Origin of the sequence: Neobacillus phoenicis (assembly GCF_047302305.1) — a bacterium.
Lineage (GTDB): Bacteria > Bacillota > Bacilli > Bacillales > Cytobacillaceae > Neobacillus.
This window is the reverse complement of record NZ_CP154847.1, coordinates 5,334,162-5,358,747: the sequence shown is the minus strand read 5'-3', so window position 1 is coordinate 5,358,747 and position 24,586 is coordinate 5,334,162. Positions and strand designations below refer to the sequence as shown.

General features: G+C 44.1%; 19 protein-coding genes, 12 tRNA genes, 5 rRNA genes and 1 other annotated feature. Of the genes, 27 read left to right on the top strand and 9 right to left on the bottom strand.

Features of this window, described 5'->3' with window-relative positions:
* Nucleotides 1-430: a sequence feature (16S ribosomal RNA rRNA prediction is too short), on the top strand.
* Between the two features lie 205 nt (nt 431-635).
* From AA0X95_RS27340 to AA0X95_RS27260, 17 genes are all read left to right on the top strand, one after another.
* A 23S ribosomal RNA gene (locus AA0X95_RS27340) occupies nt 636-3,571 on the top strand.
* A 79-nt stretch (nt 3,572-3,650) separates the two neighbouring features.
* A 5S ribosomal RNA gene (gene rrf, locus AA0X95_RS27335) occupies nt 3,651-3,767 on the top strand.
* A gap of 308 nt (nt 3,768-4,075) precedes the next feature.
* Nucleotides 4,076-5,613, top strand: a 16S ribosomal RNA gene (locus tag AA0X95_RS27330).
* Nucleotides 5,614-5,814: 201 nt separating this feature from the next.
* Nucleotides 5,815-8,750, top strand: a 23S ribosomal RNA gene (locus tag AA0X95_RS27325).
* A gap of 79 nt (nt 8,751-8,829) precedes the next feature.
* A 5S ribosomal RNA gene (gene rrf, locus AA0X95_RS27320) occupies nt 8,830-8,946 on the top strand.
* Together the 16S, 23S and 5S rRNA genes with 12 tRNA genes alongside form the textbook arrangement of a ribosomal RNA operon.
* A 42-nt stretch (nt 8,947-8,988) precedes the next feature.
* Nucleotides 8,989-9,063: transfer RNA gene (locus tag AA0X95_RS27315), tRNA-Glu, on the top strand.
* Nucleotides 9,064-9,068: 5 nt separating this feature from the next.
* Nucleotides 9,069-9,144, top strand: a tRNA-Val gene (locus AA0X95_RS27310).
* 17 nt (nt 9,145-9,161) lie between these two features.
* Nucleotides 9,162-9,237 (top strand) — tRNA-Thr (locus AA0X95_RS27305).
* Nucleotides 9,238-9,257: 20 nt separating this feature from the next.
* A tRNA-Arg gene (locus AA0X95_RS27300) sits at nt 9,258-9,334 on the top strand.
* A gap of 8 nt (nt 9,335-9,342) precedes the next feature.
* Nucleotides 9,343-9,419: transfer RNA gene (locus tag AA0X95_RS27295), tRNA-Pro, on the top strand.
* Between the two features lie 23 nt (nt 9,420-9,442).
* Nucleotides 9,443-9,518 (top strand) — tRNA-Ala (locus AA0X95_RS27290).
* An 18-nt stretch (nt 9,519-9,536) separates the two neighbouring features.
* Nucleotides 9,537-9,613: transfer RNA gene (locus AA0X95_RS27285), tRNA-Met, on the top strand.
* 9 nt (nt 9,614-9,622) lie between these two features.
* Nucleotides 9,623-9,715 (top strand) — tRNA-Ser (locus tag AA0X95_RS27280).
* A 29-nt stretch (nt 9,716-9,744) separates the two neighbouring features.
* Nucleotides 9,745-9,818 (top strand) — tRNA-Met (locus AA0X95_RS27275).
* A gap of 3 nt (nt 9,819-9,821) precedes the next feature.
* A tRNA-Asp gene (locus AA0X95_RS27270) sits at nt 9,822-9,898 on the top strand.
* A 28-nt stretch (nt 9,899-9,926) separates the two neighbouring features.
* A tRNA-Gly gene (locus AA0X95_RS27265) sits at nt 9,927-10,000 on the top strand.
* A 5-nt stretch (nt 10,001-10,005) separates the two neighbouring features.
* Nucleotides 10,006-10,079 (top strand) — tRNA-Ile (locus AA0X95_RS27260).
* Nucleotides 10,080-10,145: 66 nt separating this feature from the next.
* Here AA0X95_RS27260 and AA0X95_RS27255 read toward each other — a convergent pair.
* The gene (locus tag AA0X95_RS27255; RefSeq protein ID WP_413303979.1) at nt 10,146-10,334 is read right to left on the bottom strand and encodes a hypothetical protein; all 189 of its coding nucleotides are present in this window, start codon (nt 10,332-10,334) and stop codon (nt 10,146-10,148) included.
* 125 nt (nt 10,335-10,459) lie between these two features.
* Here AA0X95_RS27255 and AA0X95_RS27250 point away from each other — a divergent pair, with 125 nt between their 5' ends.
* A complete protein-coding gene (locus AA0X95_RS27250) occupies nt 10,460-11,269 on the top strand; it encodes a VOC family protein (protein ID WP_413303977.1) in 810 nt (269 codons plus the stop codon).
* A 124-nt stretch (nt 11,270-11,393) separates the two neighbouring features.
* Nucleotides 11,394-12,620, top strand: coding sequence for an NAD(P)/FAD-dependent oxidoreductase (locus AA0X95_RS27245; RefSeq protein ID WP_413303975.1), 1,227 nt, complete (start codon nt 11,394-11,396; stop codon nt 12,618-12,620).
* Between the two features lie 211 nt (nt 12,621-12,831).
* Here the strand turns inward: AA0X95_RS27245 and AA0X95_RS27240 are convergent, their stop codons facing one another.
* Nucleotides 12,832-13,812, bottom strand: a complete 981-nt coding sequence (locus AA0X95_RS27240) for a zinc-binding dehydrogenase (RefSeq protein ID WP_413303972.1) — start codon at nt 13,810-13,812, stop codon at nt 12,832-12,834.
* 138 nt (nt 13,813-13,950) lie between these two features.
* Between AA0X95_RS27240 and AA0X95_RS27235 the strand changes: the two genes are divergently transcribed.
* Complete coding sequence (locus AA0X95_RS27235; RefSeq protein WP_413303970.1) at nt 13,951-14,271, top strand: hypothetical protein; 321 nt, start codon at nt 13,951-13,953, stop codon at nt 14,269-14,271.
* Nucleotides 14,272-14,323: 52 nt separating this feature from the next.
* On the opposite strand, the gene AA0X95_RS27230 is transcribed toward AA0X95_RS27235, so the two are convergent.
* Entirely contained in the window at nt 14,324-14,905 is a 582-nt protein-coding gene (locus tag AA0X95_RS27230; protein ID WP_413303967.1) for a TetR family transcriptional regulator, read from the bottom strand.
* Entirely contained in the window at nt 14,906-15,895 is a 990-nt protein-coding gene (locus tag AA0X95_RS27225) for an aldo/keto reductase (protein ID WP_413303965.1), read from the bottom strand.
* 236 nt (nt 15,896-16,131) lie between these two features.
* On the opposite strand from AA0X95_RS27225, the gene AA0X95_RS27220 reads away from it, so the two are divergent.
* From AA0X95_RS27220 to AA0X95_RS27190, 7 genes are all read left to right on the top strand, one after another.
* A complete protein-coding gene (locus AA0X95_RS27220) occupies nt 16,132-16,605 on the top strand; it encodes a hypothetical protein (RefSeq protein WP_413303962.1) in 474 nt (157 codons plus the stop codon).
* Entirely contained in the window at nt 16,602-17,105 is a 504-nt protein-coding gene (locus AA0X95_RS27215) for a hypothetical protein (protein ID WP_413303959.1), read from the top strand. The genes AA0X95_RS27220 and AA0X95_RS27215 overlap by 4 nt, the downstream gene beginning before the upstream one ends.
* A gap of 69 nt (nt 17,106-17,174) precedes the next feature.
* Complete coding sequence (locus AA0X95_RS27210) at nt 17,175-18,140, top strand: quinone oxidoreductase family protein (RefSeq protein ID WP_413303956.1); 966 nt, start codon at nt 17,175-17,177, stop codon at nt 18,138-18,140.
* A 16-nt stretch (nt 18,141-18,156) separates the two neighbouring features.
* Nucleotides 18,157-18,981: an MBL fold metallo-hydrolase gene (locus tag AA0X95_RS27205; RefSeq protein ID WP_413303953.1), complete on the top strand. Its 825-nt coding sequence runs from the start codon at nt 18,157-18,159 to the stop codon at nt 18,979-18,981.
* Between the two features lie 51 nt (nt 18,982-19,032).
* Complete coding sequence (locus AA0X95_RS27200; protein ID WP_413310296.1) at nt 19,033-19,458, top strand: SRPBCC family protein; 426 nt, start codon at nt 19,033-19,035, stop codon at nt 19,456-19,458.
* Nucleotides 19,459-19,637: 179 nt separating this feature from the next.
* Entirely contained in the window at nt 19,638-19,997 is a 360-nt protein-coding gene (locus AA0X95_RS27195; protein ID WP_413303950.1) for a P-II family nitrogen regulator, read from the top strand.
* Nucleotides 19,998-20,001: 4 nt separating this feature from the next.
* On the top strand, nt 20,002-21,321 hold the full coding sequence (locus AA0X95_RS27190; RefSeq protein ID WP_413303947.1) for an ammonium transporter: 1,320 nt from the start codon (nt 20,002-20,004) through the stop codon (nt 21,319-21,321).
* A 153-nt stretch (nt 21,322-21,474) separates the two neighbouring features.
* Here the strand turns inward: AA0X95_RS27190 and AA0X95_RS27185 are convergent, their stop codons facing one another.
* From AA0X95_RS27185 to AA0X95_RS27165, 5 genes are all read right to left on the bottom strand, one after another.
* Nucleotides 21,475-21,936 (bottom strand): nuclear transport factor 2 family protein, encoded by a 462-nt coding sequence (locus tag AA0X95_RS27185; protein ID WP_413303944.1) that lies wholly within the window; start codon nt 21,934-21,936, stop codon nt 21,475-21,477.
* 140 nt (nt 21,937-22,076) lie between these two features.
* Nucleotides 22,077-22,616: an NAD(P)H-dependent oxidoreductase gene (locus tag AA0X95_RS27180; protein ID WP_413303942.1), complete on the bottom strand. Its 540-nt coding sequence runs from the start codon at nt 22,614-22,616 to the stop codon at nt 22,077-22,079.
* A gap of 117 nt (nt 22,617-22,733) precedes the next feature.
* On the bottom strand, nt 22,734-23,270 hold the full coding sequence (locus tag AA0X95_RS27175; RefSeq protein WP_413303939.1) for an NAD(P)H-dependent oxidoreductase: 537 nt from the start codon (nt 23,268-23,270) through the stop codon (nt 22,734-22,736).
* A 109-nt stretch (nt 23,271-23,379) separates the two neighbouring features.
* Nucleotides 23,380-24,027 carry an SDR family oxidoreductase gene (locus tag AA0X95_RS27170; RefSeq protein WP_413303936.1) on the bottom strand — a complete coding sequence of 216 codons (648 nt, stop codon included), beginning with the start codon at nt 24,025-24,027 and terminating at the stop codon, nt 23,380-23,382.
* A gap of 54 nt (nt 24,028-24,081) precedes the next feature.
* Complete coding sequence (locus tag AA0X95_RS27165; protein ID WP_413303934.1) at nt 24,082-24,516, bottom strand: MarR family winged helix-turn-helix transcriptional regulator; 435 nt, start codon at nt 24,514-24,516, stop codon at nt 24,082-24,084.
* Nucleotides 24,517-24,586 lie beyond the last annotated feature (70 nt).

Here is a 24,586-nt window from a genome sequence, read left to right as displayed (position 1 = left end):
CCCTTGATCTTAGTTGCCAGCATTCAGTTGGGCACTCTAAGGTGACTGCCGGTGACAAACCGGAGGAAGGTGGGGATGACGTCAAATCATCATGCCCCTTATGACCTGGGCTACACACGTGCTACAATGGATGGTACAAAGGGCTGCAAGACCGCGAGGTTTAGCCAATCCCATAAAACCATTCTCAGTTCGGATTGTAGGCTGCAACTCGCCTACATGAAGCCGGAATCGCTAGTAATCGCGGATCAGCATGCCGCGGTGAATACGTTCCCGGGCCTTGTACACACCGCCCGTCACACCACGAGAGTTTGTAACACCCGAAGTCGGTGGGGTAACCGTAAGGAGCCAGCCGCCTAAGGTGGGACAGATGATTGGGGTGAAGTCGTAACAAGGTAGCCGTATCGGAAGGTGCGGCTGGATCACCTCCTTTCTAAGGATATAAGCTGGACATATGAGCCAGACAAAACATGTTTGTTTGATTGTTTCTTGTTTGTTTAGTTTTGAGAGTGCAATCTCTCAAATCTTTTTTAATCGTTCTTTGAAAACTAGATAATCGTAATGAAGAAGTCAAGTAAAACATCGAGTAATCGCCATTTTAGTTTTCTCTCTATTAATTTAGAGAAACAAACCTTTTAGGTTAAGTTAGAAAGGGCGCACGGTGAATGCCTTGGCACTAGGAGCCGATGAAGGACGGGACTAACACCGATATGCTTCGGGGAGCTGTAAGTAAGCTTTGATCCGGAGATTTCCGAATGGGGGAACCCACTGTTCGTAATGGAACAGTATCTTTACCTGAATACATAGGGTATTGAAGGCATACCCGGGGAACTGAAACATCTAAGTACCCGGAGGAAGAGAAAGCAAACGCGATTCCCTGAGTAGCGGCGAGCGAAACGGGACATAGCCCAAACCAAGAGGCTTGCCTCTTGGGGTTGTAGGACACTCAACATGGAGTTACAAAGGAACGGGGTAGATGAAGCGGCCTGGAAAGGCCCGTCAGAGAAGGTAAAAACCCTGTAGTCGAAACTTCGTTCCCTCCTGAGTGGATCCTGAGTACGGCCGGACACGTGAAATCCGGTCGGAAGCAGGGAGGACCATCTCCCAAGGCTAAATACTCCCTAGTGACCGATAGTGAACCAGTACCGTGAGGGAAAGGTGAAAAGCACCCCGGAAGGGGAGTGAAATAGTTCCTGAAACCGTGTGCCTACAAGTAGTTAGAGCCCGTTAATGGGTGATAGCGTGCCTTTTGTAGAATGAACCGGCGAGTTACGATCCCATGCAAGGTTAAGTTGAAGAGACGGAGCCGCAGCGAAAGCGAGTCTGAATAGGGCGAATGAGTATGTGGTCGTAGACCCGAAACCAGGTGATCTACCCATGTCCAGGGTGAAGTCCAGGTAACACTGGATGGAGGCCCGAACCCACGCACGTTGAAAAGTGCGGGGATGAGGTGTGGGTAGCGGAGAAATTCCAATCGAACTTGGAGATAGCTGGTTCTCTCCGAAATAGCTTTAGGGCTAGCCTCACGTAGTTAGAGTCTTGGAGGTAGAGCACTGTTTGGACTAGGGGCCCTCATCGGGTTACCGAATTCAGACAAACTCCGAATGCCAAAGACTTATCCGTGGGAGTCAGACTGCGAGTGATAAGATCCGTAGTCAAAAGGGAAACAGCCCAGACCACCAGCTAAGGTCCCAAAGTTTACGTTAAGTGGAAAAGGATGTGGAGTTGCTTAGACAACCAGGATGTTGGCTTAGAAGCAGCCACCATTTAAAGAGTGCGTAATAGCTCACTGGTCGAGTGACTCTGCGCCGAAAATGTACCGGGGCTAAACGTAACACCGAAGCTGTGGATTGACATCTTAGATGTCAGTGGTAGGAGAGCGTTCTAAGGGCGTTGAAGCTAGACCGTAAGGACTGGTGGAGCGCTTAGAAGTGAGAATGCCGGTATGAGTAGCGAAAGATGAGTGAGAATCTCATCCACCGTATGCCTAAGGTTTCCTGAGGAAGGCTCGTCCGCTCAGGGTTAGTCGGGACCTAAGCCGAGGCCGAAAGGCGTAGGCGATGGACAACAGGTTGATATTCCTGTACCACCTCTTTATCGTTTGAGTGATGGGGGGACGCAGGAGGATAGGGTAAGCGCGCTGTTGGATATGCGCGTCTAAGCAGTTAGGCTGGAAAGTAGGAAAATCCGCTTTCCGTGAAGGCTGAGCTGTGATAGCGAGGGAAATTTAGTACCGAAGTTCCTGATTCCACACTGCCAAGAAAAGCCTCTAGCGAGATAAAAGGTGCCCGTACCGCAAACCGACACAGGTAGGCGAGGAGAGAATCCTAAGGTGAGCGAGAGAACTCTCGTTAAGGAACTCGGCAAAATGACCCCGTAACTTCGGGAGAAGGGGTGCTTTTTGAGGTGAATAGCCTCGAAGAGCCGCAGTGAATAGGCCCAGGCGACTGTTTAGCAAAAACACAGGTCTCTGCGAAGCCGCAAGGCGAAGTATAGGGGCTGACGCCTGCCCGGTGCTGGAAGGTTAAGAGGAGGGGTTAGCGTAAGCGAAGCTCTGAATCGAAGCCCCAGTAAACGGCGGCCGTAACTATAACGGTCCTAAGGTAGCGAAATTCCTTGTCGGGTAAGTTCCGACCCGCACGAAAGGCGTAACGATCTGGGCACTGTCTCAACGAGAGACTCGGTGAAATTATAGTACCTGTGAAGATGCAGGTTACCCGCGACAGGACGGAAAGACCCCGTGGAGCTTTACTGTAGCCTGATATTGAATTTTGGTACAGCTTGTACAGGATAGGTAGGAGCCGTAGAAACCGGAGCGCTAGCTTCGGTGGAGGCGTCGGTGGGATACTACCCTGGCTGTATTGAAATTCTAACCCGCACCCCTTATCGAGGTGGGAGACAGTGTCAGGTGGGCAGTTTGACTGGGGCGGTCGCCTCCTAAAGAGTAACGGAGGCGCCCAAAGGTTCCCTCAGAATGGTTGGAAATCATTCGTAGAGTGTAAAGGCACAAGGGAGCTTGACTGCGAGACCTACAAGTCGAGCAGGGACGAAAGTCGGGCTTAGTGATCCGGTGGTTCCGCATGGAAGGGCCATCGCTCAACGGATAAAAGCTACCCCGGGGATAACAGGCTTATCTCCCCCAAGAGTCCACATCGACGGGGAGGTTTGGCACCTCGATGTCGGCTCATCGCATCCTGGGGCTGTAGTCGGTCCCAAGGGTTGGGCTGTTCGCCCATTAAAGCGGTACGCGAGCTGGGTTCAGAACGTCGTGAGACAGTTCGGTCCCTATCCGTCGTGGGCGCAGGAAATTTGAGAGGAGCTGTCCTTAGTACGAGAGGACCGGGATGGACGCACCGCTGGTGTACCAGTTGTCTTGCCAAAGGCATCGCTGGGTAGCTATGTGCGGACGGGATAAGTGCTGAAAGCATCTAAGCATGAAGCCCCCCTCAAGATGAGATTTCCCATAGCGTCAAGCTAGTAAGAACCCTGAAAGATGATCAGGTTGATAGGTCAGAGGTGGAAGCGTGGTAACATGTGGAGCTGACTGATACTAATCGTTCGAGGACTTAACCAAGTTTTAAGCGAACTCGTTTTTTACAAACACTTCTTCTGCATTATCTAGTTTTGAGAGAACGATCTCTCTAATAAAATAGTCTGGTAACTATGGCGAGAAGGTCACACCCGTTCCCATACCGAACACGGAAGTTAAGCTTCTCAGCGCCGATGGTAGTTGGGACGAAAGTCCCTGTGAGAGTAGGACGTTGCCAGGCGAAGACAGGAATTTTCATTTCTGTCTTTTTTAATCCCTTATATGAGAGCTGGAAAAACTTTATGTTGTATCTTAGTGCGAAAAGTGTTAAGATATTAAAGTCGCTCTCAACAAGAGTGGATTGGAAATGAACAAATGGAAAACATTGTTCATTGATAGAAAATAAGAATTGCGATATGATAGTTTTTGTCGCTTCTTAATAAAAGTGAAATTGTTCTTTGAAAACTAAACAAACAAAAACGTCAACAAACAATAATATTTTGTTTCTTAATTGAAACAAGCCAACGTAACAAAATGAGCTAATCAACTTTCTTGGAGAGTTTGATCCTGGCTCAGGACGAACGCTGGCGGCGTGCCTAATACATGCAAGTCGAGCGAACCACTTCGGTGGTTAGCGGCGGACGGGTGAGTAACACGTGGGCAACCTGCCTGTAAGACTGGGATAACTTCGGGAAACCGGAGCTAATACCGGATAATCCTTTTCCTCTCATGAGGGAAAGCTGAAAGACGGTTTCGGCTGTCACTTACAGATGGGCCCGCGGCGCATTAGTTAGTTGGTGAGGTAACGGCTCACCAAGGCGACGATGCGTAGCCGACCTGAGAGGGTGATCGGCCACACTGGGACTGAGACACGGCCCAGACTCCTACGGGAGGCAGCAGTAGGGAATCTTCCACAATGGACGAAAGTCTGATGGAGCAACGCCGCGTGAGCGATGAAGGCCTTCGGGTCGTAAAGCTCTGTTGTTAGGGAAGAACAAGTACCGGAGTAACTGCCGGTACCTTGACGGTACCTAACCAGAAAGCCACGGCTAACTACGTGCCAGCAGCCGCGGTAATACGTAGGTGGCAAGCGTTGTCCGGAATTATTGGGCGTAAAGCGCGCGCAGGCGGTCCTTTAAGTCTGATGTGAAAGCCCACGGCTCAACCGTGGAGGGTCATTGGAAACTGGGGGACTTGAGTGCAGAAGAGGAAAGCGGAATTCCACGTGTAGCGGTGAAATGCGTAGAGATGTGGAGGAACACCAGTGGCGAAGGCGGCTTTCTGGTCTGTAACTGACGCTGAGGCGCGAAAGCGTGGGGAGCAAACAGGATTAGATACCCTGGTAGTCCACGCCGTAAACGATGAGTGCTAAGTGTTAGGGGGTTTCCGCCCCTTAGTGCTGCAGCTAACGCATTAAGCACTCCGCCTGGGGAGTACGGCCGCAAGGCTGAAACTCAAAGGAATTGACGGGGGCCCGCACAAGCGGTGGAGCATGTGGTTTAATTCGAAGCAACGCGAAGAACCTTACCAGGTCTTGACATCCTCTGACACTCCTAGAGATAGGACGTTCCCCTTCGGGGGACAGAGTGACAGGTGGTGCATGGTTGTCGTCAGCTCGTGTCGTGAGATGTTGGGTTAAGTCCCGCAACGAGCGCAACCCTTGATCTTAGTTGCCAGCATTCAGTTGGGCACTCTAAGGTGACTGCCGGTGACAAACCGGAGGAAGGTGGGGATGACGTCAAATCATCATGCCCCTTATGACCTGGGCTACACACGTGCTACAATGGATGGTACAAAGGGCTGCAAGACCGCGAGGTTTAGCCAATCCCATAAAACCATTCTCAGTTCGGATTGTAGGCTGCAACTCGCCTACATGAAGCCGGAATCGCTAGTAATCGCGGATCAGCATGCCGCGGTGAATACGTTCCCGGGCCTTGTACACACCGCCCGTCACACCACGAGAGTTTGTAACACCCGAAGTCGGTGGGGTAACCGTAAGGAGCCAGCCGCCTAAGGTGGGACAGATGATTGGGGTGAAGTCGTAACAAGGTAGCCGTATCGGAAGGTGCGGCTGGATCACCTCCTTTCTAAGGATATAAGCTGGACATATGAGCCAGACAAAACATGTTTGTTTGATTGTTTCTTGTTTGTTTAGTTTTGAGAGTGCAATTTTCTCTCAAAACATCGTTCTTTGAAAACTAGATAATCGTAATGAAGAAGTCAAGTAAAACATCGAGTAATCGCCATTTTAGTTTTCTCTCTATTAATTTAGAGAAACAAACCTTTCAGGTTAAGTTAGAAAGGGCGCACGGTGAATGCCTTGGCACTAGGAGCCGATGAAGGACGGGACTAACACCGATATGCTTCGGGGAGCTGTAAGTAAGCTTTGATCCGGAGATTTCCGAATGGGGGAACCCACTGTTCGTAATGGAACAGTATCTTTACCTGAATACATAGGGTATTGAAGGCATACCCGGGGAACTGAAACATCTAAGTACCCGGAGGAAGAGAAAGCAAACGCGATTCCCTGAGTAGCGGCGAGCGAAACGGGACATAGCCCAAACCAAGAGGCTTGCCTCTTGGGGTTGTAGGACACTCAACATGGAGTTACAAAGGAACGGGGTAGATGAAGCGGCCTGGAAAGGCCCGTCAGAGAAGGTAAAAACCCTGTAGTCGAAACTTCGTTCCCTCCTGAGTGGATCCTGAGTACGGCCGGACACGTGAAATCCGGTCGGAAGCAGGGAGGACCATCTCCCAAGGCTAAATACTCCCTAGTGACCGATAGTGAACCAGTACCGTGAGGGAAAGGTGAAAAGCACCCCGGAAGGGGAGTGAAATAGTTCCTGAAACCGTGTGCCTACAAGTAGTTAGAGCCCGTTAATGGGTGATAGCGTGCCTTTTGTAGAATGAACCGGCGAGTTACGATCCCATGCAAGGTTAAGTTGAAGAGACGGAGCCGCAGCGAAAGCGAGTCTGAATAGGGCGAATGAGTATGTGGTCGTAGACCCGAAACCAGGTGATCTACCCATGTCCAGGGTGAAGTCCAGGTAACACTGGATGGAGGCCCGAACCCACGCACGTTGAAAAGTGCGGGGATGAGGTGTGGGTAGCGGAGAAATTCCAATCGAACTTGGAGATAGCTGGTTCTCTCCGAAATAGCTTTAGGGCTAGCCTCACGTAGTTAGAGTCTTGGAGGTAGAGCACTGTTTGGACTAGGGGCCCTCATCGGGTTACCGAATTCAGACAAACTCCGAATGCCAAAGACTTATCCGTGGGAGTCAGACTGCGAGTGATAAGATCCGTAGTCAAAAGGGAAACAGCCCAGACCACCAGCTAAGGTCCCAAAGTTTACGTTAAGTGGAAAAGGATGTGGAGTTGCTTAGACAACCAGGATGTTGGCTTAGAAGCAGCCACCATTTAAAGAGTGCGTAATAGCTCACTGGTCGAGTGACTCTGCGCCGAAAATGTACCGGGGCTAAACGTAACACCGAAGCTGTGGATTGACATCTTAGATGTCAGTGGTAGGAGAGCGTTCTAAGGGCGTTGAAGCTAGACCGTAAGGACTGGTGGAGCGCTTAGAAGTGAGAATGCCGGTATGAGTAGCGAAAGATGAGTGAGAATCTCATCCACCGTATGCCTAAGGTTTCCTGAGGAAGGCTCGTCCGCTCAGGGTTAGTCGGGACCTAAGCCGAGGCCGAAAGGCGTAGGCGATGGACAACAGGTTGATATTCCTGTACCACCTCTTTATCGTTTGAGTGATGGGGGGACGCAGGAGGATAGGGTAAGCGCGCTGTTGGATATGCGCGTCTAAGCAGTTAGGCTGGAAAGTAGGAAAATCCGCTTTCCGTGAAGGCTGAGCTGTGATAGCGAGGGAAATTTAGTACCGAAGTTCCTGATTCCACACTGCCAAGAAAAGCCTCTAGCGAGATAAAAGGTGCCCGTACCGCAAACCGACACAGGTAGGCGAGGAGAGAATCCTAAGGTGAGCGAGAGAACTCTCGTTAAGGAACTCGGCAAAATGACCCCGTAACTTCGGGAGAAGGGGTGCTTTTTGAGGTGAATAGCCTCGAAGAGCCGCAGTGAATAGGCCCAGGCGACTGTTTAGCAAAAACACAGGTCTCTGCGAAGCCGCAAGGCGAAGTATAGGGGCTGACGCCTGCCCGGTGCTGGAAGGTTAAGAGGAGGGGTTAGCGTAAGCGAAGCTCTGAATCGAAGCCCCAGTAAACGGCGGCCGTAACTATAACGGTCCTAAGGTAGCGAAATTCCTTGTCGGGTAAGTTCCGACCCGCACGAAAGGCGTAACGATCTGGGCACTGTCTCAACGAGAGACTCGGTGAAATTATAGTACCTGTGAAGATGCAGGTTACCCGCGACAGGACGGAAAGACCCCGTGGAGCTTTACTGTAGCCTGATATTGAATTTTGGTACAGCTTGTACAGGATAGGTAGGAGCCGTAGAAACCGGAGCGCTAGCTTCGGTGGAGGCGTCGGTGGGATACTACCCTGGCTGTATTGAAATTCTAACCCGCACCCCTTATCGGGGTGGGAGACAGTGTCAGGTGGGCAGTTTGACTGGGGCGGTCGCCTCCTAAAGAGTAACGGAGGCGCCCAAAGGTTCCCTCAGAATGGTTGGAAATCATTCGTAGAGTGTAAAGGCACAAGGGAGCTTGACTGCGAGACCTACAAGTCGAGCAGGGACGAAAGTCGGGCTTAGTGATCCGGTGGTTCCGCATGGAAGGGCCATCGCTCAACGGATAAAAGCTACCCCGGGGATAACAGGCTTATCTCCCCCAAGAGTCCACATCGACGGGGAGGTTTGGCACCTCGATGTCGGCTCATCGCATCCTGGGGCTGTAGTCGGTCCCAAGGGTTGGGCTGTTCGCCCATTAAAGCGGTACGCGAGCTGGGTTCAGAACGTCGTGAGACAGTTCGGTCCCTATCCGTCGTGGGCGCAGGAAATTTGAGAGGAGCTGTCCTTAGTACGAGAGGACCGGGATGGACGCACCGCTGGTGTACCAGTTGTCTTGCCAAAGGCATCGCTGGGTAGCTATGTGCGGACGGGATAAGTGCTGAAAGCATCTAAGCATGAAGCCCCCCTCAAGATGAGATTTCCCATAGCGTCAAGCTAGTAAGAATCCTGAAAGATGATCAGGTTGATAGGTCAGAGGTGGAAGCGTGGTAACATGTGGAGCTGACTGATACTAATCGTTCGAGGACTTAACCAAGTTTTAAGCGAACTCGTTTTTTACAAACACTTCTTCTGCATTATCTAGTTTTGAGAGAACGATCTCTCTAACAAAATAGTCTGGTAACTATGGCGAGAAGGTCACACCCGTTCCCATACCGAACACGGAAGTTAAGCTTCTCAGCGCCGATGGTAGTTGGGACGAAAGTCCCTGTGAGAGTAGGACGTTGCCAGGCTAAACTTTATTTTTTGGCGATTAAGGCGTCAAGATTTAAAGTGGCCCCTTGGTCAAGCGGTTAAGACACCGCCCTTTCACGGCGGTAACACGGGTTCGAATCCCGTAGGGGTCACCATTAGTGGAGGATTAGCTCAGCTGGGAGAGCATCTGCCTTACAAGCAGAGGGTCGGCGGTTCGATCCCGTCATCCTCCACCATATATTTTCTTACTAATGCCGGGGTAGCTCAATTGGTAGAGCAACTGACTTGTAATCAGTAGGTTGGGGGTTCAAGTCCTCTCGCCGGCACCACTTTACTTTTCTATTTATACGCGCCCGTAGCTCAATTGGATAGAGCGTCTGACTACGGATCAGAAGGTTATGGGTTCGACTCCTTTCGGGCGCGCCATTATATTTCGGGAAGTAGCTCAGCTTGGTAGAGCACTTGGTTTGGGACCAAGGGGTCGCAGGTTCGAATCCTGTCTTCCCGACCAGTCCGAACTATTTTTAAAATTTTGGGGCCTTAGCTCAGCTGGGAGAGCGCCTGCTTTGCACGCAGGAGGTCAGCGGTTCGATCCCGCTAGGCTCCACCATAATTTAATTATATATTTGGCGGTGTAGCTCAGCTGGCTAGAGCGTACGGTTCATACCCGTAAGGTCGGGGGTTCGATCCCCTCCGCCGCTACCATATATGTACGGAGGAATACCCAAGTCCGGCTGAAGGGATCGGTCTTGAAAACCGACAGGCGGGTTAAACCGCGCGGGGGTTCGAATCCCTCTTCCTCCGCCATATTTTTTACAAAATAATATTTCTATTGTCGCGGGGTGGAGCAGTCCGGTAGCTCGTCGGGCTCATAACCCGAAGGTCGCAGGTTCAAATCCTGTCCCCGCAATATGGTCCGGTAGTTCAGTTGGTTAGAATGCCTGCCTGTCACGCAGGAGGTCGCGGGTTCGAGTCCCGTCCGGACCGCCATTTTTTCTAGATAATTAATTCTAAATACGCGGGTGTAGTTTACTGGTAAAACCTCAGCCTTCCAAGCTGATGTAGTGGGTTCGATTCCCATCACCCGCTCCATTTAGGGGCCTATAGCTCAGCTGGTTAGAGCGCACGCCTGATAAGCGTGAGGTCGATGGTTCGAGTCCATTTAGGCCCACTATAATAGAAAAAAGCGATTGCTAACAAGCAGTCGTTTTTTTGTTGGTTTTGTTAACTCCTAGATTTATGATACTTCAAGTAAATCCTTTTCTCTTTCTACCTCTAATGCTGATACAATGTAAGCAAACCCATTCATTAAAAAGTAAATAACATTGGACTGAGCCCGTTCATTTTCTCCTAAATAGGTATTTGCGATAATGGTAACAGAGTATAAAACGACAAAAAACAAAGCAATTCTATTGAAAATAATCATTCAACCGGCTCCTTTTTTAGGATTCTTATTTTAATCATATTTGTTATTAGCGTATCTTATGCAAGCTACATCCCCATTGCCTATTCAACAGTCAAAATTATGAAAGAAGAAAGGAGCATAACCATATGTCATTTTCTTTCGATCACTTAGTTATTTTTCTAAAAAAACCTGAGGAAGCTATACAGCCTTTGAACGAGAAAAGAATTCATGCAATCAATGGAGGCCATCACGAAAAGTGGGGAACCTATAACTCTTTATCCTACTTTGGGTTAAGTTATATTGAGTTTTTAGGAATCGAAGATTTAACAATCGCTGAGAAACAAGAAAACAATCGGCTAGTTACAGAAATCGTGGAGCGTCTCTCTAGACAAGGGCAAGAGGGTCCTGCAAAAATAGCGGTTCGAACAAGAGGAATTCAACAATTATCAGCTAGTCTCAAAGCAGAGGGATATATTGTATATGGTCCATACCCTGGTGAACGAGTTCGGGCGGATGGTCAAATCATTAAGTGGTCACTCTTATTTCTTGAAAATGAACCCAATGAACTTACTATGCCCTTTTTCATCGATTGGGAGAAGTCGGATGAGGAGAGGCTGGTAGAATTAAAGGAGCAGGGATTAATAAATAGACACCCATTAGAAAATCTTGCATTTGAAAGTGTAGGATTTGTGGTACATGACTTAGAAAAAAGCATAACTAAGTGGGGGAATTTATTAAACCTTGAGCCAGGTGAGGAGTTTCTAGACGCAGCCATGAACGCCAGATGCAGAAAACTAAATCTCTCAGGCACAAGTCTTTTGTTCTGTGCACCAATTGGAGAGGGATTAGCAAAAAAGGTATTAGAAGAAAAAGGAGAAACGCCTTTTCTAATAAGTCTTGAGGGAATCAATCAACCGGATCATCTTGAGATGTTTGGTGGGATATGGAGATTATAGATCCAAGAATGTGTGTTGAAGGTAAACCATGGCGGTTTGCCTTTTTGTATGCATGTTGGTAAGGATGATTACTTTTTCAAAGGAGATACTACAAGTATCAGTCATAGTTGAAGGAGTGGCCTTGATGGATTTACAAAGTGGAAAGTTTTATTGGGAAACCACCATCCCCAACGCACCTACATATCCTGTATTAGAGGATGATATAAGCTGTGATGTCCTTATTATAGGTGGCGGAAGTTCTGGTGCGCAGTGCGCCTACTATTTAAGTGAAACAGACTTAGATGTTGTAGTTGTTGATAAACGAAAAATTGGTACAGGAAGTACAAGTGTCAATACAGCTCTTATTCAATATTTGGGAGATAAAATGCTATTTGAGTTAGTCAATACCTTTGGAGAAGAAGCGGCTATTCATCATACCAAGCTATGTGAAGAAGCGATTAATGATATAGAACGAACGGCTCAAAGGATGGAGATAGACCCTGAATTTTATAGAAGAGATAGTCTTTATTATGCGAGTGACCAAGCAGGTATAGAAAAACTTAATAAAGAATTCTATTACTTGCAAAAACATAATTTCAAAGTGGATTACCTCACACAAAAGCAAATTAGTGAACGCTACCCTTTCAAAAAAGAAGCAGCACTATATTTATATCAAGATGGCGAGATTAATCCACTTAAATATAACCATGGACTCCTTTCAGAAGCTAAGAGGAACGGTGTTAGGATCTATGAGAAAACAAGAATCAATGGTAAACAATTTCATGAAGACGGGGCTACTTTTTTTACTGATAATGGCCATTCCATTAAGGCACGACAAGTCATTATAGCTACGGGGTATGAGGGGATGGAATTTAAGAAAGAGAAAAATGCTGTTATTTCAAGCTCGTATGCTGTTGTAACTAACCCGGTAGAAAGCTTTACAGATTGGTATAAACAAACGCTTATTTGGGAGACAGCACGTCCATATATTTATATGCGGACGACGAAAGATAACCGAGTAATCATTGGTGGATTAGACGATAACACTGCTTATGCTGAGGACCGGGATTCTAAGATTATGCATAAGAAAGATAAGTTAATTGAGGAATTTAACAAACTTTTTCCTACGATTGATGTTTACCCAGAGTATTATTTAGGAGCTTTTTACGGAGGTACACATGACGGTTTGCCTATGATTGGGCAATATGATGAATTCCCTAATTGTTATTTTGTCTTTGCCTATGGAGATAATGGTCTCGTTTATAGCGGGGTAATGGCAAAAATTTTAAGAGATGTGATAGCAAAAGGATCACATTCTGCTATGAATATGTATCATCAAAGTCGATCTGCTACTGCGTTTAATAAAAAATAGCTGTTTTTCGTAGTTTTAGATTAGTTAGCCTGATGTTGGTTAGTGTAAAATTACACCTTATCAGCGGATTTCATGGGTTTATCGGCGAATTTTGGGCTTTTATCAGCGAATTGGAGTCGTTTATCAGCGAATATACGATTTTATCAGCGAATCCACATTACCGCAACAAATGTTAGAGGCGAACAGTATCCATCTGTTCGCCTAACTTTATTTATTTTACTTTCGCAACAATTTTCCCCTTCACATGTCGTTCAGCAAGTCGGGATAATGCCTCAGGGACTTCTTCAAGGGTGATTACTTCTTTCAACATGGAAGATATTTTGCCTTCTGCCACTAAACCAAGCATTTCATTCCCCATCAATCCTAAATCCTCTTGTGCTTTTCGATCGCCGGATTGATGAGCAGGGCCAAGCGCAATCTCATGAAAAGAAATTGCCTTGGTGAAAGGCTTCACGTGTGTGTAATCTGGTGCACCAGCAATATGGACAATGTGGCCTAAAAAGGCGAGCATATCCAGTGAATCGGTGGCACTTTGACGGCTTACCGCATCAATCACGGCATCTACTCCACGTCCCTTTGTAATCTCCATTACCTTTGCTTTCACATCTTCTTCTCGATAATCAATAACATAGTCCGCGCCAAGTGATTGAACATACTCGTGATTATGGCAGGAAGCTGTAGAGATAACTGTTTTTCCAGCCCACTTTGCTAATTGAACTGCAAAACCACCTACTCCACCGGCACCGCCGTGAATAAGAAGTGTGTCAATACGGTCAATAGGCAGCTTGCGGAATAATGATTGATAAGCAGTATATCCAGCTGTCGGTAACGCAGCTGCGTCTTCGAAGGTTACTTGATCTGGGATCCGTGAAACTGTATGAGCAGTTGTCACTGCATATTCAGCAAAACCGCCTTTTTTCGTAAGGTCGCCATGATACACTACTCGATCGCCTTTTTCCCAGCTGGTTACATCGTCGCCTACTTCTGCAACTACCCCAGCAACGTCTAATCCTAGAATATGCGGATACGTCCAATTTGGGTTACCACCTGTTGCTGTTTTATAATCAACCGGATTGAGTCCCACTGCATGAACTTCAATCAATAACTCACCTGCACGAGGTTTTGGAATATCTATTTCCTCTACCTTCATCTCTTTCCAAAGACCTTTATTATGTAAAAGTAATGCTTTCATCTATATCATCCTTTGTTAAAAATTTACAATCTAGTTTTTCCAACAATGTTAATAATATATACTGTTGAAAAATATCACAAGCAAACTGAACTTTTCCTAGTTGTTTAGAGCGGTTGCCCGACGAAGTTAGGACTTATTTTGTTTACGAAGGAGCTTTCAAAACGCCTTGCAGGAAAGCCTGTTACGGTTAACAGTCTGCACCCTGGAATTATTCGATCCAATCTTATGCATGATTTGCCTTGGATTCTTCGCTCGTTATTCAAAACACTCTCAGCTAGAGCTGAAAAAGGTGCAGTGACACCTGTCTATCTTGCATCTTCACCAAATGTAGTTGGTGTAAGTGGTAAATTCTTTGTTAACTGTAAAGAAGCTGAAACCACTGATGCTGCAAATGATCAGGAATCAGCACGGAAATTGTGGGATGTTAGTATGAGCTTAATTAAGCCTGGGATTCTCTAAAAGTAAAAAAGGAAGTGCCCATCGAGAATTAAACCCTGATGGCACTTCCTTTTTATTTTACTATCCCAGAAAGAATCAAGCTCCAAACGACTTCAAACTCCTGCCCGATGGTAGGAGAGGACCATTCTTTTGCTAGGGCAGGATGATGGAAACGTGCGGTTGCCATAAAGACACCACTTGCTGTAGCTACAGCATCCGTTGATTTAAACTCTCCACTAGCGATTCCAGCTTCAACAATGGGGATTATTTGTCCAATCAATTCACGAATATGTGTATCAACCGCTTCAACAGACTCTTCCACAAGCATCGAGTACATGGCAAACAACGCCGGGTCTTCCTTCACTTTAGAATGTTTAATCTGGATTAGCGTTTTTACCCATAAATGTAACCGCTCTGTCGCGGAACAATTCTGGCTAAAAACCGCTGCTAATGGTCTTGAGATGCTATGAAGCCATCTTTCGGCAACGGCTTCTCTTAATGCTGCTTTACTAGCATAATGGCGATAAATTGTGCCGTGACTAACATTTAAAGCCCGCGCGACATCGACAACACTTGTTTTTTCAGGGCCAAAACGGCGAAGGACTTCCTCCGCCGTATCTAGGATTGTTTCTTTCGTTAAAACCCGCTCTGCCATCTATTCTACTCCCAATGTGCTCATTTGTTCAGCAGCATAGCGAGTGCCAGCAACGGCTTCCGGTGGAACGGCCGCTTCAATTCTTTCGAGGTCAGCAGCGCTTAACTTTAAGTTCACCGCATCAAGTGCATCTTGAAGCTGAGACTGTTTGCGCGCACCAATTAACGGAATAACATCCTCGCCTCGTGAAAGAACCCAAGCAATCGCAAGCTGTGCCACATTAGTTTGTTTTTCCTCAGCGATAACACGCAACGCCTCTACTAGTGCTAGATTCTTGTCCAAATTTTCACCCATAAAGCGTGGGGCGAAAGAACGGAAATCAGGTGCTCCTTGGCGGTCCTTCGACCATTTTCCACTTAATAAGCCTCGTGAAAGGACACCATATGCGGAAAGGCTGATTCCTAGTTCACGTAAGGTTGGTAAAATTTCTTTTTCAATACCACGGCTAAATAGGGAATATTCAATTTGTAGCCAGCTAATTGGATGAACGGCATGTGCCCTACGAATCGTGTCTGCATTTGCCTCTGAAAGACCAATGTTTCTCACATAGCCCGCTTTCACCATGTCGGCAATTGCACCTACTGTTTCTTCAATTGGTACATTCGGATCAACACGTGCTGGTTGATACAAGTCAATATAATCTACGTCTAAACGTTGTAACGTATAGGATAAGAAATTCTTTACTGCCTGCGGACGGGTATCAACACCAACCCAACCTCCATCAGGAGAACGCATGGCACCAAATTTAACGGCAATAAAGGCGTTATCCCGTTTGGTTCCTTTTAGTGCTTCGTTTAAAAGTAACTCGTTGTGACCCACCCCATAGAAATCTCCAGTATCAAATAGGGTAATCCCTGCTTCAAGGGTTGCATGAATGGTAGCAATACTTTCTTTACGGTCAGCCTTCCCATAAAGGTCGGACATTCCCATACAGCCAAGTCCGATTGCGGAAACAGATGTGCCATTTATTCCAATTTGTTTATTTTGCATTAGTTACATACCTCCATCAATAAGATGAATTTATTCTAGCAAAGATAACGACAATAATCAAATGACAAATTATGTTTTTTGTCATTTTTTATAAACGTATTTTTAGCATAACAAGCAATCTTATCTATTTTTTGTTCAAAGTGTAAGAAAATACAATGTATAATAAATCCCCTTTGAATGGAACAAGATAATTGATAAGTAAAGGAAATATGCAAACATCGAAGGGGTCAACTTGAATGGTTCTATTCTTTTATATCGTCTTAAATGTGCTTGCTATATTTCTTTTTATCAAAAAAAAGAAGATGCTCCATGTACTCGAAATCATCGTTTATTGGATGATTAGCACCTATCTCTATCAAAATTTCTCCGCCATTTGTTATATGAATTTTAAAACATTGATTGTCCCTGAAAAACTGAGCCTAGAGTTTTCTCATTTTATTAACCGTACAGTTCTTTTTCCTCTACTCATGGTCATCTTTCTTCACTACTTTCTTTTTTTAACAACATATTGGAAAAAGTTTCTGATATTTGATACCTTTGTCTTCTTATTAACGGGATTGGAATATTTATCAGATCTGTTGGGTGTTCTGATTCATAAAAATTGGCGGGTTTGGTGGTCATTTGCTTATTGGGTCGCAACTCTATCGGTGTTACTTGTTTGTATGAAGGTCTTTCGCAGAGTTCTTTATAAAGGGGGTAACCATTTATGAATTTTACCTTCGATTGGAATGAATGGTATTTCATTTTAACCACAGCAGCTATTATTGCTTTGTATTTACCTATTCGTAAATACTTTCCTTCTGTTATTGTCATTATTATTTGGGTATTTAATATTGGCTTTGTATCAACCATTGACTATTTCCTTTTAGCTACTCCCTTCAAACAATATATCTATGGGGATAATCCTACCTATGAGGCATCTGGTGCACTGTTTCATCTTTTTATGTATCCCTGTGCCTCCATACTCTTTTTGTATGGCTATGACAAATTTCAACTCTATGGAAAGAAGACAGTTGTGTATATTCTAGGCTGGACTGGATTTTCACTGTTATTTGAATGGATTACTGTTAAAAATCATGCTTTGACTTATACGGGGTGGAAGCTCTATTATTCCATTCCATTCTATCCAATAACCGCTGTCCTCTTAATCCTTCTATTTCGCTTTACAAAAAAGAAACTATTGGTACTTCCTCTTCAAAATGATAATTAGTTGCAATCCTTTTCATTATTCTATTTAATATAGGCGTAATGAAAAATTCTACAGAATGAGGTAATACAATTGAAAGCACTTGTGTTTCATACATTTGGAGGGCCAGAAGTACTGGAGTATGTGGAGATTGCCAAACCGGTAATCGGTCCAAATGAAGTACTGGTAAGAATGAAAGCCATTGGGTTAAACTTTGCAGATATTTATAGAAGAAAAGGGAACTACCATCTTGCAGGAGAACCTCCCTATATTTTAGGGTATGAAGGAGCAGGAATCGTTGAGGAAATCGGCACGAGTGTTCAAGGAATCCATGTTGGCGACCGGATTGCATTTGCGGATGTGCCTTATGCGAACGCTGAGTTAGTAGCGGTTCCGTTTGAAAAAGCGATACCTGTACCTGAAACAATTTCATTTAATGAGGCGGCATCCGTTATGCTGCAAGGCTTAACTGCCCACTATCTAACACGTGATAGCTATGCAGTGAAAAAGAATGATGTGGTTCTCGTTCATGCGGCAGCAGGTGGAGTCGGACAGTTGTTGGTACAAATGGTCAATATGCTCGGAGGAAAGGTCATTGGCTTAACCTCTTCTGCTGAAAAAGCAGCAGTAGCAAAAGAGGCAGGAGCTACTGAAGTTTTCTTATACAAGGAAGATTGGAAGAAGGCAGTACTTGAGGCCACAAGAGGTAGAGGTGTAGATGTAGTCTATGAATCAGTGGGAGCCACGCTTCAAGATAGTTTTGAAGTGACACGAATTGGGGGAACGGTTGTGTTTTATGGAATGGCTGGAGGAGATCCGGAGCCTGTTGATCCGAGAATGTTAATGGATACGTCTAAAACACTGACCGGTGGAGACCTGTGGAATGTCTTGACTTCACGTGAAGAACGAGTTGAGCGATCTAATGAGTTATTCGGCTGGATGCAGGAAGGAAAAGTGCGATTGGCTGAACCAACAACCTTTGCACTACATGATGGACAAGATGCACATCGCTATTTAGAGAGCCGTAAAAGCACCGGCAAAATCGTATTAATCCCTTAGGGAAAGAGGAGAAACTATGATTCAATTTCAAAATGAACATGTCACGGTGTTCCAAAGTGCACTCTACCAAACGACTTGTACAGTTGTTGATACGAAGGATTTCGTTTTGGTGGTAGACCCAAACTGGTTGCCACATGAAATTCAAGAAATCCAAAGACATGTTGCTAGCATTCAAGGGGAAAAAGAGCTATACCTTCTATTTACACACGGAGATTTTGACCATGTTATTGGGTACCTTGCTTTCCCAGGGGCAAGGGTAATCGGAAGCAAAGGAATGCAAGAGCATCCTGATAAAGAGAAAAAGGTAGGCATGATCGGTCAGTTCTATAATGACTATTACATACACCAGCCTTATCCGATTGCCTTTCCAGAAGTGGATATGGTGATTGGTGAAGATGGGCAGCAGCTTGTAATTGGAGAGTCAACTCTCACCTTTTATCTTGCAAAGGGACATACGCATGATGGATTATTTACATTGATCGAGCCGCTCGGAATATGGATTGCGGGGGATTATCTTTCAGATTTTGAATTGCCGTTTATTTATCACAGTGCTAAAGCGTACGAACAAACTCTTCGAAAAGCAGAACAGATTCTTATGAACCATGGAGTTTCTGTTTTGGTTCCAGGTCATGGTCAAACGACAACAAGTCAAGAAGAGATCCAACGCCGGATTCAATTATCGCAAGGTTACCTCGAACGATTGATCAGCGCTGTGACGAAAGAAGAAACAGAGGCATTAACAGCCTTAGAAAAAGAAATGGCTTTTCCTTCTAATTTTACGAAGCAATGCCATAAGGACAATATTGCGATTATTCGGAAGGAATACTCTCAAGGGAGGTAATCCTTAGGAAGGTCCAGAGAGGTGTAAAATTTTGGAAGATGTTTTACAGAGATCATAATCGACCGTCCCGTTGACCAGGTTTCAAGGTATGCGGCGAATCCTGACAATGCCCCCGAATGGTATGTTAATATTCGGTCGGCTGAATGGAAAACGGAGAAACCATTAGCCGTGGGTTCACGAGTGGCCTTTAAGGCGCAATTTCTTGGGCGAGAACTTGCCTATGTATATGAAATTATAGAGCTTGAGCCGGAAAAAAGGCTGGTGATGAGAACCGCACAGGGTCCATCTCCAATGGAGACCACCTATACGTGGGAAGCTCTGGAAGGAAATCGAACACGAAGGACATTAAGGAACAAGGGAAATCCAACTGGCTTTTCCAAAATCTTTGCACCTATAATGGCTCCCATGATGAAAAAGGCAAATAGTAAAGACTTGAAAAAAATAAAAGAAATACTTGAATCAAGTAGTAAGAACTAGAAAGAAAGGAGGATCCGTTAAATAATGGGTACTCCTTTTTATGTGAAAAAAACTAATCAAACGTTTGAATAGTTTTCTGAATTTTTTGATTGGAATAAAAATACATTGACGACTGCTTTATTCATGTTATATATTTTTACATATTGATGGTAGGAAATATAACATGAGGGGCTGTTTCTTTGAAAAAGATTGAGGCAATCATTCGACCGGAGAGGCTCACGGATACGATTAAAGGATTAAAGAAAATAGGAATTACAGGATTTACTGTTTCTCAGGTGGTTGGTAGGGGGAAACAAAAAGATACGCAAGGAGTATACCGGGGGAAAAATTATCAGGTGACCCTTCATCCAAAAGTGAAATTGGAAATTGTTCTTTCGGAATATTTGGTGGAATCCACCATTAAGACTATTGTTACTGCTGCTCAGACAGGTGTAGATGGAGATGGGAAAATATACGTATATCCTATTCTAGAAGCTTACAATATTCGGACAGGGACAATTGACTATGATATCGATGACTTAGCGAGCGAAAAGGGGTGATCTTTTGGAGTTAATGTATATCAATACGGTTTGGGTCGTCCTTGCTGCAGCAATGGTGCTGTTTATGGAAGGTGGATTTAGTTTATTAGAAGCCGGGTTTGTCCGTACGAAAAATGCAGTGAATGTGACGATGAAAATTTTCGTAGACTTAACCATTGGAGCCTTAGCCTTTTGGTTGATCGGATTTGGAATTATGTTTGGTAAGGATACCTTTGGATTTATAGGAACGACTCTTTTTGGAAGTCCCGATAAAATCGCTCTTTCGATGGAGCTGCCAAGCGTTGCATTTGTTCTTTTTCAAATAGGGTTTGCTGTAGCTTGTATCTCGATTATTTCAGGGGCACTTGCTGAACGGATGAACTTTAAAGCCTATGTGGTTACAGCCGCATTGATCAGCATGATTATTTATCCACTCTCTGGTCATTGGATTTGGAATAGCGATGGCTGGTTAGCAAAGTTAGGAATGAAGGATTTTGCGGGCTCGGCTGCCATTCATGCCGTTGGTGGGTTTGCTGCTTTTGCAATGGCCAAACTGCTAGGGGCAAGAAGGGGAAGATTTAATTCGGATGGCAGTGTGAATGTGTTTGCTCCTAGTAACATCCCATTAGCTTCAGCGGGTGCCTTTATTTTATGGTTCGGCTGGTTTGCTTTTAATGCCGGGAGTACATTAGATGCGTCAAGCTCCGCGCTAGCGCCTATTGCTATCAACACGATGTTAGCCGCAGCAAGCGGTGGTTCGACTGCTTTGTTCCTAACGATGAATAAGTTTGGCAAAGCAGACCCAAGTATGACGATAAATGGCGTATTAGCTGGCTTGGTATCGATAACCGCTGGCTGTGCTTATGTTTCTGAGTGGAGTGCGATTTTAATAGGAGCTATAAGTGGGTTGATGGTTATTTATGCCACGCTTTTTGTTGATTATGTAAAAGTAGATGATCCAGTAGGTGCTGTGGCTGTACATGGATTCGGTGGTGTGTTTGGAACCATTGCTGTTGGATTGCTCGATAAGTCACAAGGATTATTAACAACTGGTGATTTCTCCCTCTTAAAAGTACAGCTTCTAGGTGCAGCAGTTGTTATTGTTTGGGGCCTAATTGGTGGTGCTTTTATTGCAAAGGTATGCCAATTGACTGTAGGTTTCCGAGCAACCGAGCAGGAAGAAGACGAGGGCTTAGATATGTCTTACCATGGTATTCCAGCTTACAATGAATTAGAGCGTTTTACCGACCTGCCTTCAAGCTTATTTAATTTTGAAGAAACAACGGGAATCACCGTTGCTCCTCCTACCATTAGGAAAGAAAAGGCAAATAATGCAGTTTTATAATAATTTGTGTAACTCCAAATAAAGTTTTTGTACTATTTGTTTTAGATAAGGACTCCACAAAATTTACGAGTTTGAGAAATATGAAAAAGCCTTAAATAACATTTATTATGTTAATAAGGCCTTTTTTTATTTAAATCTTATCAACATTATGGATCAATGATCAGCAAGAAGATTTTGATTCCCTGATCCCCACTTAGCAGTCATAGTAATCCCTGCAATTTTCCAAACTCCATTCACTTTTAGTAGAGAAAAATGATATTCCCCTCCCAATGTCCATTTATGATCTCCATATTTATTCGGATGCTCATGAAATGCTTGAAAGTATGCTTTACATGTTGCGGCGGATTCTTCTTGTAACTCAATTATATGGTTGGTAATGACATGCTGGGTCATTTTATATTTGGATAAAGCTGGCTCCCAATGTTTTACTAAGGATTCAGCATCAAGCTTGGCCGGGTCTCCACCTGCTAAAGACGTGTAATCAATGGTTATTTCATCAGTGAATAGGTTTTTTAAATTAACCCATTCATGATGATCTGCAAAGTAGGAGAATTTAGAAATAGTTTCCATAACAGAAAATTTATTAAGGATTTTTTGCATTGATGTAGTTTCCATACTATTATTTAATCTCTCCTTTTATAAGTGAAGCTCGACTAAAAAGCAGGACCCCAAAAAAGATGATTCTGCTCTTTAGTCGTTATACATTTACTGACTATGATTTCATTTCTTAATACTAGATATGTTACGAAGTACGTTTAGCGACCTGCGCGTAAATTTGGATTGGTTACGTAAGAAGCGAGTGCTTCGGAGCTTTCTTGAAGTCTTTCTTCGGTTAGTGACATCATTCCTTGTAATAGGAATGAGGGCAAGAAATGCATGCCGCACAGGTTTGCAGTCGCTTGGAAAGGGCGAGTTAACTCACTCATGGAATAGTGGTTATAACCGCCTGCTTGATATGCTTCAGCTGGTCCGCCTGATGAAATCGCCAGCATGAACTCTTTTCCGTGCAGTTTGTTTCCTTGTGAACCGTAAGCAAAGCCGTATTTTAAAACCACATCCTGCCAATGCTTTAATAATGCTGGAGAACTATACCAATAAAATGGAAATTGTAGAACAATGCGATCGTGATCCAATAATAGCTGTTGCTCTTTATCTACATCAATCACAAATGTAGGGTAATGTGCATATAAATTGTGAACCATTACATTTTCTTCTTGTTGAAGACGATTCATCCATGTTTTATTTACTCTCGATTGCTCCAAGTTTGGATGAGCTACAATGACTAAAGTTTTCATTCTGATCACCTTTCTGATTTAGTTCTACAGTTGTTTGTACACGCAACATAGTTTAAATGTTCGATGAAATGAAGGTATTCCAAAGAAACACAGGAATACCTTCATTGAGTTTTTAAATTAAGCTTCTACCTTTGTTGGCTGAAGAACGTGATTTACATATGCTTTTGCACTTGCTGCAAGTTCTTCATCTGAGACATGCATAACACCATTCAATACAAATAATGGCATGAATTTTGCACCAATGAGATTGCTTGTTTGCTGTAAAGGAGTTGTTAAGGTCTCCATGGTAAAATTATTGTAGCCAGTCGGCTGGTAAGAATCTTCTGGACCAAAAGTTGAAATCGCAAGACCTAGTTCTTTGCCGTGAAGCTTGTCGCCACCTTCGCCATATGCCCAACCGTAAGAGAGTACTTCATCTTGCCATTGTTTTAACAAAGAAGGCGTGCTGTACCAGTAGAATGGAAATTGAAGAATAATTCGGTCATGTGATTCTAATAGGCTTTGTTCGTGTGCTACGTTTATTTTCCCGTCCGGATACGCTTGATAAAGAGTATGAATCGTAATTTCTTCGTGTTTTTTCAATTCCTCCATCCAAGTGCGGTTAATTCTAGATTGTTCAAGATTAGGGTGAGTGATAATTACAAGAGTTTTCATTAGTAAAGTCTCCTTTTGTCCTTATTTTTCTTTCTAGTTTTAGTTTCATTTATAGATTCATTCATAGAAGTTTTTACATTTGTACATACAAATGTAAGTTCAAAAATTTTTACTTTTCTTCAAACATAATCTCTGTATCAGTTTGATTTTCATACATGCTATAAAATGTATTCGCAATGTTTTCAGGTGAGAAATATGTTCCTTCTTGTACAAACCCTTTAATCGTTAATGTTCCAACATAAATACCTTTAGGGCTCAATTCTTGGTGCAAGCTGTATGCTAAACTGCGTATACCTGATTTTCCGATAGATAATGAAGCAAGATCAGCGTTGGGATAAAGCGCAAGCCCGCCGCCTGTCAAAAGAATCGTTCCTTTTTCCATATGTGGTACAACTTCTTTAACACTAGTAAGAGCACCGGCGACATTGATTTTAAATTCATGAATTAAGTCATCTACACTTAATTCTGTTGGTTTGCCTGGTTTTAATATAGCCGCATTGTATAACAGAACATCGACCTTTCCGTACCTTTTTATAACGGAATCAATTGCTGCTTTTAACGAATTTTCTGAGGATGCATCTCCAGGAAACCCTTTTGCTTCTATTCCCTCTCTGTTCAGGTCTTCTTCATATTGCTGTAAAGCCTTTAAACTGCGGGCAATGAGTGCTACTTTAAAACCTTCCCTACCGAATTTCCGGGCGGTGCTCAAGCTAATCCCTGGTCCCGCACCTACAATGAGCATTACTTTTTCTGCCATGATCTGACCTCCAGTTTTACTTATTTGTATATGCAAATGAAAGGTTAAAAAAATTTATATTTCTTCTTCTAGCTTATTGCTCGCTTCGTTAAGCATTTTGCTTAGATTCATACTAAATTCGCGTCCTAAAATCTGAGAATAGCCTGTAAACAATTCCTTTAAAGAAACTCGAAACTGATTGTAAACTTTTTCTCCTTCTTCCGTTAAAGAAATAAACGTTTGTTTGCCATTTACTTTTCTTGTCACCAGCTTTTGTTTTTCTAGTTTATCAATAAACCTGGTACTTGTAGAAGGTGCGATGGACAACTTTTGACATAACTCTTTTTGCGTGATTTCCGGATGGAATTTAACAATCATAATCATGTACAAATAAGAAGGAGCAAGTTCGCCAAAATCGAATGTTTTTTCAGCCAATTTTGTCATGTTACGTGCAAAACGGCTGGACGTAAAATATAAGCAATGAATTAATACTTGTTCTTCTTCATTCATTTTATTCAGTCCTTTTTTCATTTGCATATACAAATTATCACGAATAAAAGTTAAGGTCAACTATTTTTTC